The sequence below is a fragment of the Bacillus sp. RO1 genome, assembly GCF_012524115.1.
In the GTDB taxonomy this organism is placed as follows: domain Bacteria; phylum Bacillota; class Bacilli; order Bacillales; family Bacillaceae_I; genus Sutcliffiella_A.
This window is the reverse complement of the sequence record NZ_JAAZWB010000087.1, coordinates 1-18,232: the sequence shown is the minus strand read 5'-3', so window position 1 is coordinate 18,232 and position 18,232 is coordinate 1. Positions and strand designations below refer to the sequence as shown.

General features: G+C 41.7%; 17 protein-coding genes. 10 read left to right on the top strand and 7 right to left on the bottom strand.

What is annotated here, in order from left to right; genetic code table 11:
• Positions 1 to 170: 170 nt before the first annotated feature.
• Together HC179_RS16895 and HC179_RS16890 are read left to right on the top strand one after the other, a co-directional pair.
• Positions 171 to 797 (top strand): hypothetical protein, encoded by a 627-nt coding sequence (locus tag HC179_RS16895; protein ID WP_168865377.1) that lies wholly within the window; start codon positions 171 to 173, stop codon positions 795 to 797.
• A gap of 75 nt (positions 798 to 872) precedes the next feature.
• Positions 873 to 1,871: a Gfo/Idh/MocA family protein gene (locus HC179_RS16890; protein ID WP_168865376.1), complete on the top strand. Its 999-nt coding sequence runs from the start codon at positions 873 to 875 to the stop codon at positions 1,869 to 1,871.
• Positions 1,872 to 2,145: 274 nt separating this feature from the next.
• Here HC179_RS16890 and HC179_RS16885 read toward each other — a convergent pair whose 3' ends face one another.
• From HC179_RS16885 to rpsN, 3 genes are all read right to left on the bottom strand, one after another.
• Complete coding sequence (locus tag HC179_RS16885) at positions 2,146 to 2,541, bottom strand: SET domain-containing protein (protein ID WP_168865375.1); 396 nt, start codon at positions 2,539 to 2,541, stop codon at positions 2,146 to 2,148.
• A gap of 131 nt (positions 2,542 to 2,672) precedes the next feature.
• Positions 2,673 to 3,020 carry a hypothetical protein gene (locus HC179_RS16880; protein ID WP_168865374.1) on the bottom strand — a complete coding sequence of 116 codons (348 nt, stop codon included), beginning with the start codon at positions 3,018 to 3,020 and terminating at the stop codon, positions 2,673 to 2,675.
• A 69-nt stretch (positions 3,021 to 3,089) separates the two neighbouring features.
• A complete protein-coding gene (rpsN, locus tag HC179_RS16875; RefSeq protein ID WP_168865373.1) occupies positions 3,090 to 3,359 on the bottom strand; it encodes a 30S ribosomal protein S14 in 270 nt (89 codons plus the stop codon).
• Positions 3,360 to 3,710: 351 nt separating this feature from the next.
• Here rpsN and pssA point away from each other — a divergent pair, with 351 nt between their 5' ends.
• The 3 genes from pssA to HC179_RS16860 all read left to right on the top strand — a co-directional run bounded on the left by pssA (position 3,711) and on the right by HC179_RS16860 (position 6,824).
• On the top strand, positions 3,711 to 4,424 hold the full coding sequence (pssA, locus tag HC179_RS16870) for a CDP-diacylglycerol--serine O-phosphatidyltransferase (protein WP_205825370.1): 714 nt from the start codon (positions 3,711 to 3,713) through the stop codon (positions 4,422 to 4,424).
• A gap of 323 nt (positions 4,425 to 4,747) precedes the next feature.
• The gene (locus HC179_RS16865) at positions 4,748 to 5,134 is read left to right on the top strand and encodes a MerR family transcriptional regulator (RefSeq protein ID WP_168865372.1); all 387 of its coding nucleotides are present in this window, start codon (positions 4,748 to 4,750) and stop codon (positions 5,132 to 5,134) included.
• The gene (locus HC179_RS16860) at positions 5,118 to 6,824 is read left to right on the top strand and encodes an acyl-CoA dehydrogenase family protein (protein ID WP_168865371.1); all 1,707 of its coding nucleotides are present in this window, start codon (positions 5,118 to 5,120) and stop codon (positions 6,822 to 6,824) included. The genes HC179_RS16865 and HC179_RS16860 overlap by 17 nt, the downstream gene beginning before the upstream one ends.
• 44 nt (positions 6,825 to 6,868) lie before the next feature.
• On the opposite strand, the gene HC179_RS16855 is transcribed toward HC179_RS16860, so the two are convergent.
• Positions 6,869 to 8,305, bottom strand: coding sequence for a carbon starvation CstA family protein (locus tag HC179_RS16855; RefSeq protein WP_168865370.1), 1,437 nt, complete (start codon positions 8,303 to 8,305; stop codon positions 6,869 to 6,871).
• 239 nt (positions 8,306 to 8,544) lie between these two features.
• On the opposite strand from HC179_RS16855, the gene HC179_RS16850 reads away from it, so the two are divergent.
• The 4 genes from HC179_RS16850 to HC179_RS16835 all read left to right on the top strand — a co-directional run bounded on the left by HC179_RS16850 (position 8,545) and on the right by HC179_RS16835 (position 13,485).
• The gene (locus tag HC179_RS16850; protein WP_168865369.1) at positions 8,545 to 10,263 is read left to right on the top strand and encodes an ATP-binding protein; all 1,719 of its coding nucleotides are present in this window, start codon (positions 8,545 to 8,547) and stop codon (positions 10,261 to 10,263) included.
• 21 nt (positions 10,264 to 10,284) lie between these two features.
• Entirely contained in the window at positions 10,285 to 10,515 is a 231-nt protein-coding gene (locus tag HC179_RS16845) for an excisionase family DNA-binding protein (protein WP_168865368.1), read from the top strand.
• A gap of 166 nt (positions 10,516 to 10,681) precedes the next feature.
• Positions 10,682 to 12,079 (top strand): aldehyde dehydrogenase, encoded by a 1,398-nt coding sequence (locus tag HC179_RS16840; protein ID WP_168865367.1) that lies wholly within the window; start codon positions 10,682 to 10,684, stop codon positions 12,077 to 12,079.
• A gap of 197 nt (positions 12,080 to 12,276) precedes the next feature.
• Positions 12,277 to 13,485, top strand: coding sequence for an MFS transporter (locus tag HC179_RS16835; protein WP_168865366.1), 1,209 nt, complete (start codon positions 12,277 to 12,279; stop codon positions 13,483 to 13,485).
• A gap of 155 nt (positions 13,486 to 13,640) precedes the next feature.
• Here the strand turns inward: HC179_RS16835 and HC179_RS16830 are convergent, their stop codons facing one another.
• The 3 genes from HC179_RS16830 to hpaB form a co-directional block, all read right to left on the bottom strand.
• Complete coding sequence (locus tag HC179_RS16830) at positions 13,641 to 13,838, bottom strand: YwbE family protein (RefSeq protein ID WP_168865365.1); 198 nt, start codon at positions 13,836 to 13,838, stop codon at positions 13,641 to 13,643.
• Between the two features lie 64 nt (positions 13,839 to 13,902).
• Positions 13,903 to 14,853, bottom strand: coding sequence for a glycerophosphodiester phosphodiesterase family protein (locus HC179_RS16825; RefSeq protein ID WP_168865364.1), 951 nt, complete (start codon positions 14,851 to 14,853; stop codon positions 13,903 to 13,905).
• Between the two features lie 273 nt (positions 14,854 to 15,126).
• Positions 15,127 to 16,572 (bottom strand): 4-hydroxyphenylacetate 3-monooxygenase, oxygenase component, encoded by a 1,446-nt coding sequence (gene hpaB, locus HC179_RS16820; protein WP_168865363.1) that lies wholly within the window; start codon positions 16,570 to 16,572, stop codon positions 15,127 to 15,129.
• A gap of 140 nt (positions 16,573 to 16,712) precedes the next feature.
• Here hpaB and HC179_RS16815 point away from each other — a divergent pair, with 140 nt between their 5' ends.
• Positions 16,713 to 17,822 (top strand): D-TA family PLP-dependent enzyme, encoded by a 1,110-nt coding sequence (locus tag HC179_RS16815; RefSeq protein ID WP_168865362.1) that lies wholly within the window; start codon positions 16,713 to 16,715, stop codon positions 17,820 to 17,822.
• Positions 17,823 to 18,232: the final 410 nt, after the last annotated feature.

Below are 18,232 nucleotides of genomic sequence, written 5' to 3'. Positions count from 1 at the left end.
TTAGGAGAGGGCTTATCGCTATGATAGGTCCTCTTTTATATGTGTTCCTGAAAATGGAAGGGTAATTTGTGAAGAATATTGTCGGAATACTAGCAATTCTGCGAAAACATGCAGTATAATCATCCATATACACAAAAAAGAGATTCAGTCACACAAGGGGGAAATATACTATGAAGAAAGTTCTATCCTTATTTTTAATAGGGCTACTAGTTGTGGTGCTTGCGGCATGCACATCAGATGATAAGAAAGCAAATGAAGAAGGGTTTGCAGAAGAAACTGAGGAAAGAGAAGATGAAGAGAGTTTAATTCCAGTTGGTGAAACTGCTGAAACAGAAGGTGGGAGCTTTACGTACCACGCGAGAAACAACCGTCTAAAACCAATCGAAACAGACTCTTTCAACATTAATGTGGACAAAGTATCTGTCATGAGTGGCAAGCTTGCTGGAGGATTCAAAGATTACATGGGGCAAGAAGAAATTGAATATATTCAATTCGATTTGGAAGTAGAAAATAAAACGTCCGATTCTCTTAATTTTGAAGCTTATCAAGCTAGCATCGTGACAAATACAGGGGAAGAGGTTGCTGCACCTGATTCCAGACTGACAACCAAGAGTGAGGATACTATAGAATTGAATGAAAAATTTGCTGGCGGCGAAAAGAAGCAAGGAGCTATATTCTTTCTATTAGAAGAAACAAAAGCAGAAGATGTGGAGTGGGTGCAGATTAATATGAAAGCACCTGTGGATGAGAACAACGAAAAAATCGGAGAAGATATTCAAATAAAAGTAAAGCTATAAGAGATTGTATATAAGGCAGGGGCGACTCTGTCTTTTTTGAATTTACATATAGGCGTAAAAAAGGAGGCATTACTTATGATCAGAACTGCTCTACTTAGTAAATGGCATGTACATGCACAAGAATATGCAGAGGAAGCGATCCAGAACGAACACATTACCCTGACACACGTCTGGGATGAGGAAAAAGAAAGAGGACTAGCATGGGCAGAGGAGCTGAACCTTGCCTTCGAAGAAGAAATAGAGGAAATATTCACGAACCCTGAGATTGATGCAGTTATTATTGCTTCTCCAACAAACATGCACACGGAAATCATTACAAAAGCCGCACAACATGGCAAGCATGTTTTTACCGAGAAAGTGCTCGCAGAAACGGAAGGGGATGCGAGGTCTATTTTGAAAAAGATAGAGGAACACGGGGTCAAACTGATGATTTCACTTCCTAGATTAACAGCAAACTATTATCTATACGCTCAAAAGGTAGTGGATGAAGGATTATTGGGAAAACTGACTACCATTAGGTGCCGAGTTGCCCATAATGGATCCGTTCCGACAAAGCAGAATCCTAATGGCTGGCTGCCACAGCATTTTTACGATAAGGAACTCTGCGGCGGCGGTGCCTTCATCGATCTTGGCGCCCATCCCATTTATTTGACTAACCGACTAGGCGGACAAGCAAAAGCAGTAACAGCAAGGTTTAAACAAACGTTTGATTATGAGGTAGATGATAATGCAGTTGCCATTGTAGAGTACGAATCAGGTGCACTAGGAATCTTAGAAACAGGGTTTGTTTCTTCAGGTAGTCCCTTTCAATTGGAGATTTATGGAACAGAGGGAACCTTAATGATAGAAGACGATACCATCCGAATCAAAAGTGTAAAGCATGAAGAAGGCTGGTATACACCATCTGAAGTTGAAATGCCTGAGCCCGCTCCATCTGCTATGATGCAATGGGTCACGGAAATTTTATCAGGTATAAAGCCTGACATCAGCCACCAAGACGCATATTTGCTCACTTTAATAAATGATGCAGCCCGTCGTTCCAATGAAGAAGGTTGTAGAATAGAGTTGAAATGAAGTGATACACATATAAAAAAGGTGTCCCTGATAGTCGGGACACTGAAAAAGTCTTTGATTTTAGAAATTTTTTAAACACCGCTGTTGATTTCCGCAAAAGGCTTCGCTTTCCTAGGGGCACTGCTGGAGCCTCCTCGGCTACGCCTGCGGGGTCTCCACCTAGTGCTATCTCCCTCAGGAGTCTTCGCCTTTTGCTCCAATCACCAGCTAGGATTCAATAAAACTTTACGTTATCAGTTTTTCAGTGGCCTCTGATAGTCGGGACACCTTTTTCCTATTCTTCTTTCTCCGCTTCATCCATATTAAACCAAAGTGGGTCCATCTCATCCACATCACCGTTATAGTTAATAAGGATCTCTTCGCCCGCTTTAATGTCCTTATAGGCAAAAAAGTCAAAGACATGCTCATCAAAGTTGATTTCATACCTTGCATTTGGTTCATAGGAATGGTTGAAAAGCATTCCATAGCCGAGCAAGATGGCAGAGTGGTTAATGCCATATTCAAACGCGTAGTCCGCTAATAATGTCTTTTCGATATGTTCATGCTGTTCATTTGGATAGGATATTACCGGTGCGGAATGAAACAGAGTACCCTCTTTGATATCTTCCGTTGCAAATACACCTCTATTGAATTCCCCATCACTGACTGGAGAGCTTTTTACTTCGATCATGGTCATCACCTTCACGTTTCCGAAAAATTTCCTGACCTATTAAGGGTGCCACTTTCTGCAACGGAATGCAACTGGTTAGTTTAAACAAATGAAAAAAGCTATCTCACAACGCCTTTGTGAGATAGCTTTTGTTACATTCCAACAAAAAAGTACTGTTTATTGGAAGGTTCAATTGTAGAAACTTGTTTTGTGTAATCAACCCAGAATACCTGTTGTATTCTCTTATCTGCTTCTGCCTTTAATGCCTGCTCAATCTCTAGCATAAGATTTCGAGCTATTTCCACAGGTATTTGAAAATGCTCTGCTGCCTGCACATATGGATGGCGTTTCACAAGCAAATCAAAATATTGATCAGGAGTTTCTGCTTGATCTTCATAGGCATTTTCCACGTCTTGAATATAATGGTAAAAGAGTTGCTTTTCAGGGGGAAGCTCCGCCACACTGCATTTTATAAGGTATCTATACAAGCTTTCCTTCATTTAAAACACCTCACCATCTGTAAATGGTTTCTCATAGTATATGCATCAGAAGCGCTGGAAGATGCTAACTTACCAACTTGCCTTCTTCACGCCAGGAACCTGCCCCTTGTGTGCAAACTCACGAAATGCAATACGTGACATCTTGAATTTGCGAATATAGCCTCGTGGTCTGCCTGTTACCTCACAACGATTTTTCAAACGCGTTGGGGAAGAGTCCCGTGGCAATTTGCGAAGACCTTCCATATCCCCTTTTGCTTTTAACTCTCTGCGGATATCAGCATACTGCTCAACTAACTGTTGACGCTTTCTTTCTTTTGCTACTTTAGATTTCTTCGCCATTATCTTTCTCTCCTTTCAATGAAAATAGTAATCGTTACGATTTATTAAAACATATATTTTATTGGAGTTCAAATAAAAAGTAATGCTAATGAATCCTTAATCTAAGCAATTTGGATAATAACGCATGTTTGAAAGACGTGTTGGATACTTTGTTGAGTCCAGATTTGATACACCTAGAAGAAGCAAGCGAACACTTCCACAAAATAATTTTTACTCGTCTACATTTGGAATGGTATAATTAAATAAAGGTGAGCCTAAGCATGTTCCTTTGTTTAGGTTTTTTTATTTTCTATAGGGGTTTTGCCCTTTACATATGACTATGACTTATTAACTATGGAGTGATGATTATTTATGCGAATGCGGACGCGTCTTATAAAAAGCATCCCCAATATGTTTACACTGGGGAATTTATTTTGCGGTTTCTTATCGATCGGCTTTGCCGCAAGTGGAGAATATAGTAACGCTGCTATCTTGATCCTTATTGGAATGATGCTTGATAGTATGGACGGTCGCCTGGCGAGGATGTTAAATGCGGATGGAGAGCTGGGGAAAGAGCTCGATTCCTTGGCAGACGTCGTTACATTTGGTGTGGCACCCTCCTTTTTAGTGTATTACACTTACTTTTATCAATTTGGTATCCTAGGTATGGCCATTGCAGGATTATTTCCACTGTTTGGGGCATACAGACTGGCTCGTTTCAATATAAGTACAAGTAAATCTTCCGGAAAATACTTCACGGGAGTTCCGATCACTGCAGCTGGAGGTATCCTTGCACTGTTGACCCTATTTGGAAATCTAATTCCACAGATTGTGACAACGGTTATCTTTACAGCCTTTTGTTTTTTGATGGTTAGTAAATTAAAAATACCAAGCTTCAAGGATGTCCCGTTACCAAAGTATGGAACGATTGTTACATTGTTCTTAGGAGCGTCTTTATTTATCGTTTATAAAGGAACTTACGCACAATACCCTTACCTAATTTATATTGCCATTCCGCTGTATTTCGCATATCTTGCATATAGATTTGTACGTGTGCGCGGAAAGAATAGAAGAGAGACGGATTGAGTTTGAGTGAACTTACCTTTTTAAAAAGGTAAGTTTTTTTATTTAGGCTCTGTTAAAGCAAATTGTTGATTTTTGCAACAACCTAGCTGTTGATTGGAGCAATAGGCGAAGACTCCTGAGGGAAATAGCGTTTAGGGGAGACCCCGCAGGCGCTTTTCCGAGGAGGCTCCCCAAACGCCCCTAGGAAAGCGAAGCCTAGTGCGGAAATCAACAGCGTTGTTTAACAGAGCCTTTATTTAAAAAAACAGTAGAACTTTACGTTAACGTCAATGGTAGACTATAACTATAAATATCTAAATTTTCAGTAAAGGGAAGTCGTCATCATGTATACAATTTCGCAACTAGCCAAAGAATTTCACATATCTACGAGGACGGTCCGATATTACGAGGAGTTGGGTCTACTGGAACCTTCTCGAACTGAAGGAAACCAGCGAGTTTTTTCTAAAAGAGAGTATGCCCGCTTGAAGCTGATTACGAGGGGAAAACGGTATGGTTTTCAGCTTGATGAGATTAAAGAGATGGTTACATTGTTTGATAAAGACCGAACGGGTACAAAGCAACTTCAAAAAACCATCGAATACGGGACAAAGAAAGTAGCGGAAATCGACGAAAGAATACGAGAGCTCAACGAGTTAAAGGATGAAATGAATGAATTGCTTACCGATTTTCAAAAAAGGTTAGGAGGAGAAACGCATGACTATAACGCGTAATTTTTTTACAGAGGATAAGCATTTGCAGCAAGTTCTCAAAAAACACTTAGAGCCGACACTTTTTGAATGGGCAGAGAAAGAGCTCATAGAGTTTGGGGAGAGTTGTGCGAATGAGATAGAGGAGCGTGCAGTCCATACAGATAGGGAAGGGCAACCGAGGCTTATAAAATACAATAGGATGGGCAATGACGTTTCAGAGGTGTGGGTAAATGAAGGGTATAAAAAGACGGTACAGGAAACCTATAATAGAGGGATTGTCGGATATGTGCATAGGGAAATCCCGGAGCTCGGCCAAAAAGGAGACTACCTATACTCATACGCTCAGGGCTACCTGCTTTCCCAGACAGAGCCTGGTTTCTACTGTCCGGTTACGTTGACCATGGCTACAGCCTACCTACTTGAGCATTATGCCGATGAACACGTAAAAAATAAATTCCTGCCGCATGTCATTTCAACTGGTGAAGTGGAACTTTTTGAGGGAGCGACATTCTTGACGGAAAGGCAAGGTGGTTCCGATGTAGGGGCGAATGAGACGGAGGCTGTGCCAAACACAAATAAGGATACCTTTCTTTTGACTGGTGAAAAATATTTTGCATCGAATGCCGGGCAGTGTGGTGTTGCGATGGTGTTGGCTAGAATACCAGGAGCACCTAAAGGAACGAAGGGACTCAGTCTTTTTGCAGTTCCTTGGAAAAAGGAGGATGGCAGCGGTAAGTTGAATGGTATTGAAATTCGTCGTTTGAAGGATAAACTCGGTGTCAGAGCAGTTCCTTCTGCAGAAGTTCTCTTTAACGATGCAGAAGGGTATCTAGTTGGAGAACCGAGCAAGGGCATCCATTATATGATGGAAGCTTTGAATTTGTCGCGTGTCTGTAATGCGATTGCGTCTCTTGGAATCATGCAGAGAGCATACACAGAAGCGCGTAATTATGCAAGGAGCCGTGTCACGTTTGGTGATCAGTTGATCAATTTTCCTATGATACGAGAATCTTTGGTCGACATGGCGATAAAGCAAGAGGTGGAGACGAGTGCTTGTTTTGAGCTTGTGGCACTTTTCGATCGGGTTATGCGGCATGCTGGGGCAAAAGTATCCGAAGAAGAGATTGCGTTGAATCGACTTCTGATTGCATTGTTGAAAAAAGAAACCGCAGAACAGGCCGTCCACTTTTCCCATGAAGCAATTGAAATGCATGGAGGAAATGGTTTTATTGAGGACTTTGTTACCCCGAGGTTGCTTCGGGATGCCCAGGTATTAACTGTATGGGAAGGAACCGCGAATATTCTTGGGATGGAAGTGCTCAGGTTGATGGGGCGCTATAAAGTAGAACGTATTTTCATAGAGTCTATGAGAGATAGGCTGGCGGCAATTCAAGTCGATAACTCCATGAAGGAACCGGTGGAGGAGGCACTTGTGAAACTTCAGGAGCTATGCAATTTTACGAGCAGTTGTGCGCCAGAGATTCAAACCGTCTACTCGAAGAAGATTGCTAGCCTGATGGTGAAGATTTTTGAAAGTGTGGTAGCTTTGGACGGCGCTAATTCTGGTGATGCTCGTGAACTAGCAAAGGCAGAACTGTTCCTTCAAATGACTTGGAAAGAGTCAGATTTGTGGTTTGATCGTAAAAATAAGAAACTTCAATACTTCGACTTAATCGTAAACTGGGAAAAGAGCTCGGTTGTAGCGGAATAGAGGATATAAAAACAGGCAGCCCAGAGTGGCTGCCTGTTCTATTATTATGCTACACGCTTTTCTACACTGCTAGACTTAATGTTACGATGTTTCCATAGTTGACTGACAAACCATCCAAGTATAACGAAGGTCAATGCAGAACCTATAAGTAACGAAGTGTTATAATCCATTCCAAATCCTTCTGGTGCGTAGAAAATATACGTGCAAACCACTCCTGACATGAATAGTGCCGGAACGCTTGCAATCCAGTGGAATTTATTTTCTTTTACAAGATACATAGCCGCTGTCCAAAGCATTACAGTGGCAACAAGCTGGTTTGTCCATCCCACATATCTCCAAAGGAAGGTATAGTCAATCGTAGCAAGGTAAAGGGCAGGTACAGCAAGCAATAAGGTTACTAGTAAAACTTTCACCTTACTTTCCATGTTGAAGAATTTAGCGAACACTTCTGTCAAAATCATACGGGAGGAGCGTAATGCGGTATCACCTGTTGTAATGGGAAGGATGATAACGCCAAGGATAGCAAGAATCCCACCTAGTGTACCTAGTAAAGAAATAGAAATTTCATTTACCACATAAGATGGGCCGCCAATGGCAAGTGCTTCTTGCAGGCCACCTGTTCCATTGAAGAATGTCATCCCTGCTGCTGCCCATACTAGTGCAATCATTCCCTCTGTAATCATCGCTCCGTAAAAAATCTTACGACCGTGTGATTCCTTCTTCATTGTGCAAGCAACGATGGGACTTTGTGTACAGTGAAAACCAGAAATCGCTCCGCAAGAGATGGTCACCATTAATAGTGGCCAGATTGGCAACTCCTGAGGATGTAGGTTTGCAAAAGTCAGGTTTGGAATTTGTTTATCCGTGAACAAGAGTGCAACGGCAATGGCAACTGCCATGAAAAGCAATATGGCGCCAAGTAATGGATATATTTTACCGATTACTCGATTGACCGGTAATAGAGTAGCCAATAAAAAATACCCGAAGATTAATAGCAAGGCCATCATGAAGCTAAGTGGTGTTAATTGAGCGATTAGTTGGGCGGGTCCTGCAGTAAAAGCCGCCGCCACAAGTACCATTAATATAAGGGAAATTACATAAATACATGACTTCACTACATTACCAAGATATTTTCCAACAATGGTCGGATATTGAGCCCCGTTATGACGTAGCGATAACATACCGGAAAAGTAATCATGAACCGCACCGGCAAAGATGCTTCCTACCACGATCCAAATGAAAGCTACCGGACCATATAATGCACCAAGGATGGCACCATAGATAGGACCCAATCCAGCGATATTTAAGAGCTGAATTAAATTCCCCTTCCACCAAGGCATTGGAACAAAGTCAAAATCATCCCTTTTCGTATAGGCAGGAGTAGGGGTCTGATCATTAATAACGAAAACACGTTCTACGAATTTTGAATAAAAAACATAACCTAGAATTAGAAAAATCAATGCACCAAAAAATGTGATCATGCTGCTCTCCTCCTGTTGAGTAAAAATTACAATTTCAAACATTTTAACACGTTTAAGCAGAAAAACAACAGATTGTTCTGAAAAATTTAAACTTTTTGTAAAATAATTGGTCTGCATGTCGGATAGGAGTTATTGAGAGGGTTAGTAGTTTGAATATTCGACAAATTTGCTTTGGTCATTGATTTGGAATACAATGAAAGCTGATTAATAGACAACTCAGAGATTCGAGAGTGATATCGGTGGAAACTTACTATCAAAGACATAAATTGATGATAAACTTACTTGTCGTATTCCTATTAGGCTTTGGCCTTTTTATCGTACATGTGCAAACTCCGGTTCATTTTTTAACAACGAAGCCAACCCTATTTGTTTTACTGGTAGTTTCACTGGTGCTGTTAACTATTAATACCGTTCCTCTTCCGCCAAAAGGAAATTCACTCAGTATGGACTCTGCCATTTTTCTAGCGATTTTGTTTGTATTCGGTTTGAATCTATCCTTATGGACCTTGTTTGCCAGTGGAGTAGTATATGGATTACTAAAGAGGGATATAGCCTGGTGGAAGCATCTTGTGAACTTCGCCATGTATACTCTAATGATTACAGGAGCACATTATATCTTTATATGGACAGGTGGGGCGATCGGATTTTTTCAAGCTTCCAATCTTTTATCTTATTTGACCACCTTAATTAGTTATTTCTTTATTAATATATTAATTATTGGCGTTTTCTTTTACTCTATGAATCATCCCCAGTTAATCCAGGAAATGAAAAGCACACTGCAGAAATCTGTTTCCAATTATGCTATCTCATTGGCTTCTGCGCTCTTATTAGCATTGTTGTTTGAATCAAATGCCGTGCTTGGGGTGATTATTTTTACTGTGATTATTTTATTGGTATCAAAAGGATTCAAGGAATACTTTTACCTCAATGAAGAAATAAACAAGGACCGTTCTTATCGGCAACAAATTCTCAATTCCTTGCCTGTTGGGATTATTACAGCGGATGACAAGCAATCTAACTTTTCATTGAACACTTCTGCTTCCTGTTTATTGGACCTGACTGCTCAAGAAATCACAGATGTCATTATGATGAAACAGCGGCCATTGTTCAATTCATCTTTCTGGGAAATCATGCTATCCAAGCGAATTTGTCAGAATGTTAAAGTTGGTTATTCAAGAGGCGGGGAAGACCTGCACTTACTTGTATCGCAGTCTGTATTGCATGACGAGGAAGAAAACATAATCGGAAGAATATTTTATTTTATTGATATAACAGAAACAGAAGAACTGGAGAAAAGGATGCATCAATCGGAAAAACTTGCTGCCTTGGGAGAACTTGCTGCAGGAGCGGCACACGAAATTAGGAACCCATTGGCAGTGTTGCATGGCTTCTTTTCTCTGATGAAACAATCCTTTACAAAAGAGGAGCTTGAAAGATACCAGGTGCCTTTATTAATGAAAGAGTTGGACAGAATTAACGCCATTATTGAAGATATGTTGCTCATGGCTAGACCGGGAGCACCAAGACTCGAGGCAACAACATTCAAGTCAATCATTGAAGAGATTCCCACATACCATGACATGGTTAAAAATGAGGTTGAACTGAAGGTCATGCTCGATGACACGGAAATCATGGTTGACCTCAAGCAGATGAAGCAAGTCATCTACAATCTTTATCGAAATAGTAGTGAGGCCCTTATTGACAAGGGAGTCATAACAATCTCTTCCCAAAAATGTAACAGGAATTATCTTATATACTTTAAGGACAATGGTCCCGGTATAAAAGAAGAAATGAAAAAATCCCTTTTTCACCCTTTTCATACTTCCAAAGAAACCGGCACTGGGCTTGGTCTGACAATTGTCCAACGAATTATCGAGAACCATCAAGGGAGTATTGAAGTATATGAGACATCGTCTAAAGGGACGACTTTCCTGATAACCTTACCTTTATCACCTTAATAAAAATGTAGGAGTGTCAGCATGTACCTATCCGTTAAAGAGACAGCCGAATATTTATCCTGTTCAGAGTCTTATGTGAAAACCCTCATCCAAGAAAAGAAAATCCGAGCATTGTATGATGGGGCCAATTATATGATAAACAAAGAACAATTTGACACGCACATGAAACAAATGGAAAAATATAAAGAATTGATTGAAGAAGTAAGAAGCGAACCAATTCCTGAGGATATTGATATAAAGGATGAGGATTGAGGAAAAGGCACCTGGTTAGGGTGCTTTTTTTATTTTACTTGACTATCAATAATTAAATGTTTAAACTTTTAAACGTAACAACAGGTAAAAACTTGTCTATTTCATTCTATTTGTAAGACAATAGAAATAACATAATTTGAATATGCGAAAACAGGAGGAATCTTGTATGACGACAGCAACAACTAACATAAACGAGACGGTTGAAACATTACTTGCCAATCATAGGAGTTATTTTGAAAAAGGGGAAACGAAAGATATTGAGTTTCGGTTGAAGCAACTGGCAACGTTAAAGAAGGCCGTTCAGAAATATGAAGAGGAAATAATAGATGCTTTAAAAAAGGATTTAGGGAAATCAATATTTGAAGCATACGGCTCTGAAGTTGGGTATATCCTCGACAGCATTGGCTTTTTTATGAAGAACTTAAAGAGTTGGGCAAAAGTGAAAAAGGTCAAAACTCCACTAGTTCATACTGGTTCCAAAAGCTTAATTTACTCTCAACCATATGGGACGGTATTGATTGTAGGGCCCTTCAATTACCCGTTCCAGTTAGTATTAGAGCCTCTAATCGGGGCAATATCAGCTGGAAACTGCGCTGTGATTAAGCCTTCAGAATTCACACCGACGGTATCTAGTGTGCTTTCAAAAATGATAGGAGAGTTTTTTGACAAAGAGTATATCAGTGTGGTGGAGGGAGCGAAAGAGGAAACATCCGCCCTTATACATGCGCCGTTTGATTATATCTTTTTCACAGGAAGCGTAGAGGTTGGCAAAATCGTGATGCAGGCTGCGGCCAAACGACTTGTCCCGGTTACGCTGGAGCTTGGAGGTAAAAGCCCTTGTATCGTCCATAAAGACGCCAATATTGAGGTGGCTGCGCAACGAATCGCTTGGGGGAAATTTATGAATGCCGGCCAAACTTGTGTGGCACCTGATTATATCCTTGTCCATAAGGATGTACGAAAGAAACTTGTAAAGGCATTGAAAAAAACGATACATGATTTCTACGGAGACAATCCACAGCAAAGTAAGGACTACGGACGTGTGGTGAATGAACGTCAATTTGACCGGCTAACTTCTTTAGTCGATAAGGAAAAAGTGGTTGTTGGCGGACGCATAGATCGGGAAGAGCTTTATATGGAACCGACTGTGATGGACGGTGTTTCGTGGGAAGATAGGGTGATGAAGGAAGAGATATTTGGCCCAGTTTTACCTGTTCTAGAATACAAAGACCTGAAAGACGCCATGAGACAAATTAATAACTATCCAAAGCCCCTGGCATTGTATGTGTTTACTGAAAATAATGAGGTAGAGGAACAGGTTATTGAAGGGACTTCTTTTGGAGGAGGATGTGTGAACGATACGGTCACGCATTTGACCAATCCATACTTGCCATTTGGGGGAGTGGGTACATCAGGCATTGGTTCCTATCATGGGAAAGATAGCTTTGATACTTTTTCCCATAAGAAAAGTGTAATGAAAAAGAGTACGAAATTTAATCTAAGTTTTCTCTATCCTCCTTATTCCGATAAAAGCATCAAAATACTAAGGAAGTTTATGAAATAGTATAGCTTGTAATCACTAAAATCAGGAAGTTCTTTACATTTCTTTTAAAAGTCTTCTGTGTTAATATTTAGATAGACGAAATATATAGTAGACGCAGCCTTTCTTTTGGAAAATGAATCTTCGTATGTGGAGGTTCATTTTCCTATTTATTAGGAATTGTTACGCAGGCAGTCTTTTTATAATAGGAGAGTGTAAGAATGGTACCGATTCAGAAAAAAGAAGTGTTATGGACGAAATCGTTCATCATGTTGATGGTAGGAAACTTGTTTGTGTTCATGTCTTTTCAGATGCTGATACCAACTCTCCCTCCTTATGTTAAATCGTTGGGTGCAACGGGCTTTGAAATTGGATTGGTCACAGCCTTATTTTCCATTGGTGCCGTCTTGAGCAGACCGTTTATCGGGTATATGTTGGAGTACCGGGCACGAAAACCGCTTGTGATGATTGGTGCAGTTGCATTGCTTGCTGTGACGATCATCTACCCGTTGTCCCAGATAGTGGTTATTTTCCTATTGTTTCGCTTGGTTCATGGTCTGGCATGGGGCTGGTCCACAACCGTGAATGGGACGGCTGCGGTAGATGTTATTCCACGTAGCCGTTTAGGTGAAGGGATGGGATACTACGGATTGTCGATTACAATCGGAATGATTATTGCCCCGAGCTTGGGAATCTATCTTTATCAGGTAACCGAGTTTTCTAATTTGATTATGGTTAGTGCTGTTCTTGGTTTGATTGCGCTTGTGCTTTTAGGGGTTGTTCAATACCAGACACCGCCTTCTGTGGAAAAGACGGAGAAGGAAGACCTTACGTTTTCCTATTTCGGTTCGCTAGTGGAAAAGAGCAGCTGGTATCCCGCATTTGTTACATTAATTGCGACGTTTGGCTACGGCTCGATTGTCACGTTCATCGTTATATTTGGGGAAGAACGTGGCATTGATCAGATTTTCCTTTTCTATTTAGTAAATGCAATCATGGCTTCATTATCTCGTCCGGTAGCAGGTAAATGGTTTGATAATCATGGGCCTCGGGGCTTGGTGCTCTTGTGTATGTTCCTATCGTTTGTTGGAATGTGGGTACTTTCCTTTGCGCACTCCAATTTCTTTATTGTGATAGCTGGTGCATTGTTTGGGGTTGGATTCGGATCTTTGATTCCAACTTTGCAATCATGGACATTATCCATGACACCTGAAAACCGCCGCGGTGTGGCAAACGGCATGTTCTTCTCCTCCATAGATCTGGGAATTGGATTAAGCGGAATCATTTTTGGTCTCCTTGCCCAATTCGTCCAAACCGCCGCACTCTTCCAAATCTCCAGCACCTTCATGCTCCTCGCCATGCTCTTCGCATGGATAGAAGGAAAACGAAGAAAACGAACACTGCTTGAAGAGGTGAGGGAAGGGGCTTAAAGAAAAGGGGTCTGACCCGCTGTGCGTTAAAGTGTTAGAGAGATAAAGAGGGGTCTGACCCGCTGTGCGTTAAAGCGTTAGAGGGGTAATGAGGGGTCTGACCCTCACACTGTTAAAGCGTTAAAGTAAAAAAGCGTAACCGGGTCACCACCAGGTTACGCTTTTTCGATTTGTTTGACCCTGCCGACTTGTCCGTCTTGGAGGCGGACTTTGATGCCGTGTGGGTGGTTGGGGGATTTGGTTAGGATGTCTTTGACGATCCCGCTTGTAAGTTTGCCTGTGCGTTGGTCTTGTTTAAGTACAATTTTAACTGATTGGCCGATAGCGATATCTGACCGTTTTTGTCCATTCATTTCTAGAGCCTCACGTTTTCATATTTACTAATAGTTATTATAACATAACAGAGCTCCTACATTCTTAGTACCCCATTTCTCTCCTCACCTCAAGCAGTAGGTCTGGGCGATTGGTCAGTATCCCATCTGCCCCTCGTTCAAGCAAGTAGCGCATGGTTTCCTTATCATCAATAGTCCAGTAGTGCATCTGCACGCCGCTTCTTTGGGCATCGCCTATTAGCCGTTGATTTGTCAGATTGAATATACTCTCTTGTAAAGGCACTTGAAAGGCATCTACTTCAGGCTTATAGAGATTGCGGGCAAATAGCTTGTGAAGAAGGACGAATCTAGTGATTTCCTGTCTGCCACCAACAAGTGCCACCTTCCCATCTGTTAAACGATTAAATGTCTCCAGAATTTGCTGGTCGAAAGATGCGACAAGCAACGTATCTTCTCTGTTATACTGTTTGGTCAACTCCCATAGTTTACTTGCAATCTCCTCATATTTTTCAGGAGGATTGGTGTCCTTGATCTCGATCTCAATTCGTGTGTTAGGGAAGGATTGAAACATTTCTTCCACGGTAGGGATGGTAGCTCCTTTTCCTCGAAAACTGTTATTGCCTTCAAGATCAACGAAATGATAGCCTGCATCCAATTGTTTTATTTCCTCTAAGGTCAGCTCTGCTACCGTTCCTTGTCCATTTGTAGTCCGATCGACAGTGGGGTCATGGATTGCAACAAGGTGCCCGTCCTTGGTGATGTGTATATCTGTTTCTAAAACATCTACCCCCATTTCGACGGCCTGTTCAAAGGCGATCATCGTATTGGAAGGGGCGAGGTGCTCCCCGCCTTGATGGGCAATGACTAACGGGATTCCTCCATTATCAAAAAAAGGTTTTGATGCTTGTTTGTTAATTGGAAAAAAAGTGAAAATAAGTCCTAGTGTGCCAAGCGTACCGGCGATGGTCCCTAGGGCTATCCAGACTTTTCTTTTCTTACGGGGTTTCTTTTGTGAAGGAATGGTAATTTCGGCCATGTGTATACAACCACCTTTCTCTTTTCGTCTACTAATACTTTAATTATAGAATACTCGGAAAATAACAAAAAGAGGGCAGCCGTAATTTTTCCGGCTCCCTTTGGTTTAGGTTTTTGAAACTGTAATTCACGCCGCTGTTGATTTCCTCAAACGGCTTCGCTTTCCGCGGGGCGACCCTGAGCCTCCTCACGACGCTTCAGGGGTCTCAACATTGCCGCTACTTTCCCGCAGGAGTCTACGCCTTTTGCTCCAATCAACAGCTAGTAAACGAGCTCACTCTAAAAACCCTAATTCCCTAGCTACGTCGTCTACTAGTTCTTTTCGGTTGTATTCTTGATACAGTCCCATAGCTAATCGGGTCGGGCAGCCAAAGAAGAAGCGTTCGTACAGCGTTTGGCGGGAACCGAATGCACTCATGCTGACATCCCATGCTAATCGGAACAGCTTGATGCGGCTCTTTGCATCAGTAGTGGCTGATTGAAGGTATTGGTCAATGTCAGCGCGAATTGGAGATTCCAAGTCAGCTTCTGTCGGGATGGATACCAGTCCGCTGGCACCAAGCAGCTGCAGAATTTCCATGAATCTTGGATACACTTTAGGAAACTGCACGACCGCAACAGATAGGGGTGTGACGTCCGGAATCATTGTCCCGTGTTTATCCGGTTTAGCGTTGATTTCTGAAGCGAGGAGCAAGGCTTTATGATTTTCCACTGCAATGATCATCTCGCTTATTTTTTCTTTTACATGCCCATACTCACCAATCGCGATGGTGTTGACTAATAGTTGTGCAATCCCTAAAACAAATTCAGCTTTCATCACCTGTCTTGAAACGACCTGGTGGGTGACAAGCGGTTTAAAATTACTAAGCGAATACAATTTATTGGCGACATCAATATTTTCCGATACAAATACTCGTTCCCACGGCACCAAAACATTATCTAGCACGACAATTGCATCCATCTCCTCAAATCTCGACCCAAGTGGATGGTTGAATGGAGAAGAGTCATAAGAAAAAGATTCCCGGCAGATAAATTTCAGACCCTCTGTGTTACTTGGAATACTGAATGCATAGGCGAAGGGCTCTTCAAACATTTTTAAGCCAGAAGACGAGATGATAATCTCATCCGTGATCCCACCTTGTGTAGCCAAGAGCCGAGCGCCTTTTATGACAATCCCTTCCGATGTTTTATCAACCATCCGTGCCGCTACAATATTATCATCATCCTCATAATGAAAAGAAGAGCGGTTTACTTGTGGGGAAATGAATGTATGAGTAAAAGAGAGATCATTTTCTCTAGCGTACTCGTAGAAATTCTTAAGGTTTTTTGGAAATTGCGGACCTTGTTCCTCCAGTAGGTCCGCAGAGGAAGCCAGAGCCATCAAGGTGGAGTTTTTATAGTCAGGGGAACGCCCCATCATTCCAAAGGTTGATTTTGCCCAAACCTGAACCATCTTTCTTCTTTTCTCCAGATCCTCTTTAGTTGTTGGCCGGAGAAAAGAGGTTCCTACCAGATTTCCGGTTGTATCAGATTTATATGTCATAATGTCTTTGTACTTTTCATCGTGTTGCATATCAAACAAAGCAGCTTGACTTCTCATTACACCTGAAAAAGCCGGGTGTTCTGAAATATTGCCCTGGACCTGTTTTCCGTTATGCCATACATTTGCCTGAAGCGAGTTGATCCGGTCCAAATACTGTTTGCCATTGATTATTCCCATGCATCTCACCCTTTGCCCAGATTACTTCTTTCAATGTATGCATATGGGATTGTCTGATTTACAGATGTGCATCCATCAAAATTTTGAACGGCCCTGATGGCGTGGTATAGTGAGGAAAAGAAGGTCTGGAGGGAGAGAAAATGAAGCAGGAATGGAAGGAACTTGATACACCGACCTTATTATTGGATAAGGGGATTCTAATGGAAAATATCTGTAAAATGGACGATTTTGCTCGTATGCAGAATGTGAATTTGCGTCCCCATATTAAAACGCATAAATCCGTGGAGATTGCCAAACTACAGATAGAGCATGGGGCCATTGGCATCACCACTGCCAAAATACAAGAAGCAGAAGTGATGGCGGCTTCAGGGATTAAGGATATTTTGGTCGCATATCCGATTTCAAGCCCAGCAAAAATAGATAGAATCATTTATCTTTTAAATCAAGGGATTGATCTGAAAATTACAGTAGATAATTTGGAACAGGTGAAGTTGCTTCAAAAAGCATTGGAAAAAACAAAGCACACGTTAGAAGTGTGGATTAAAGTGAATTCCGGTTTGAACCGATGTGGTGTAGAGCCAGGAGAGGGAGCCTTAGAGCTTGCCAAAGCAATAATCTTATTATCCCGGCTTCGAATTGGTGGAATCTTCACCCATGCAGGTCATTCTTATGGCGCAAGGGGAGAAGGAGAGCTAGAACGGATTGCTCTAGTTGAAGCAGATGCGGTGGTCAAAAGCGCGGAAGCATGTGAAAACGCAGGTATTCCTATCCTGGTAAGAAGTGTTGGTTCTACCCCCACGTATCGCATTTCCGGATCAGTCGATGGAATTACAGAAGTACGACCAGGAAACGCCGTCTTTTTTGATAGCATTCAAGTGGGACTTGGAGTAGCAGACAGATCAGAATGTGCGTTAACTGTTTTGGCCTCGGTCGTAGGTGTTTATGAAAATAGAATAGTCTTGGATACAGGTAGTAAAACGTTGTGTCTGGATAAGGGAGCACATGGATTGGACTCTGTTAAGGGGTACGGCTATGTGGTGGAACATCCGGAGCTGACCATTGAGAGGCTCTCTGAGGAGCATGGGGTGGCGGTCTTTGAAGGTAGCTGCGGATTGCGATTGAATGATAAAGTCCGCATTATTCCAAACCATGCGTGTACAGTGGCTAATATGTTTGATGAATATGTGGTTGTGGAAGGAGATTACGTTGTGGATAAGTGGAAGGTGGATGCGAGGGGGATGCGGAAGTAAGAAGGCGTAAGCGTCGTGAATTCTGAGCAGGCTGTTAGGTAAGGGCGGCGTTTCGTTCTAGAATATCCTATTTTTTAAGGGGAATAGGTGCTTTTGATACGGTTTAAAATGGTTCGGACATTTAAGTTTGTGTTTCGGACATTTAAGCTTCTTGTTTTATATAGCTTTGGTCAAAAAAGCTCTCCCTTCGGACAAGAAAGGAGAGCTGTTCGGTCATTTCAAAATCTCGTTCGGTCAAATTTCCAAAAACTTCGGACAACTTCGCGGAAACTTCGGACAACTTTCCAAAAACTTTGGAGGTAGTATGAAAAGTGGACACAGGGATTGGCGTCATGTTTTAATCAAAACTAACAGATAAAAGGACGTGTTAAACATGACGAAAAAGAAAAGCTACTCTCCAGAGTTTAGGG

Excerpts from the sequence above, each read along its gene's own strand:
- HC179_RS16895 (WP_168865377.1), top strand. The coding sequence starts at position 171 with ATGAAGAAAGTTCTATCCTTATTTTTAATAGGGCTACTAGTTGTGGTG.
- HC179_RS16890 (WP_168865376.1), top strand. The coding sequence starts at position 873 with ATGATCAGAACTGCTCTACTTAGTAAATGGCATGTACATGCACAAGAA.
- HC179_RS16885 (WP_168865375.1), bottom strand. The coding sequence starts at position 2,541 with ATGATCGAAGTAAAAAGCTCTCCAGTCAGTGATGGGGAATTCAATAGA.
- HC179_RS16880 (WP_168865374.1), bottom strand. The coding sequence starts at position 3,020 with ATGAAGGAAAGCTTGTATAGATACCTTATAAAATGCAGTGTGGCGGAG.
- rpsN (WP_168865373.1), bottom strand. The coding sequence starts at position 3,359 with ATGGCGAAGAAATCTAAAGTAGCAAAAGAAAGAAAGCGTCAACAGTTA.
- pssA (WP_205825370.1), top strand. The coding sequence starts at position 3,711 with ATGCGAATGCGGACGCGTCTTATAAAAAGCATCCCCAATATGTTTACA.
- HC179_RS16865 (WP_168865372.1), top strand. The coding sequence starts at position 4,748 with ATGTATACAATTTCGCAACTAGCCAAAGAATTTCACATATCTACGAGG.
- HC179_RS16860 (WP_168865371.1), top strand. The coding sequence starts at position 5,118 with ATGACTATAACGCGTAATTTTTTTACAGAGGATAAGCATTTGCAGCAA.
- HC179_RS16855 (WP_168865370.1), bottom strand. The coding sequence starts at position 8,305 with ATGATCACATTTTTTGGTGCATTGATTTTTCTAATTCTAGGTTATGTT.
- HC179_RS16845 (WP_168865368.1), top strand. The coding sequence starts at position 10,285 with ATGTACCTATCCGTTAAAGAGACAGCCGAATATTTATCCTGTTCAGAG.
- HC179_RS16840 (WP_168865367.1), top strand. The coding sequence starts at position 10,682 with ATGACGACAGCAACAACTAACATAAACGAGACGGTTGAAACATTACTT.
- HC179_RS16835 (WP_168865366.1), top strand. The coding sequence starts at position 12,277 with ATGGTACCGATTCAGAAAAAAGAAGTGTTATGGACGAAATCGTTCATC.
- HC179_RS16830 (WP_168865365.1), bottom strand. The coding sequence starts at position 13,838 with ATGAATGGACAAAAACGGTCAGATATCGCTATCGGCCAATCAGTTAAA.
- HC179_RS16825 (WP_168865364.1), bottom strand. The coding sequence starts at position 14,853 with ATGGCCGAAATTACCATTCCTTCACAAAAGAAACCCCGTAAGAAAAGA.
- hpaB (WP_168865363.1), bottom strand. The coding sequence starts at position 16,572 with ATGGGAATAATCAATGGCAAACAGTATTTGGACCGGATCAACTCGCTT.
- HC179_RS16815 (WP_168865362.1), top strand. The coding sequence starts at position 16,713 with ATGAAGCAGGAATGGAAGGAACTTGATACACCGACCTTATTATTGGAT.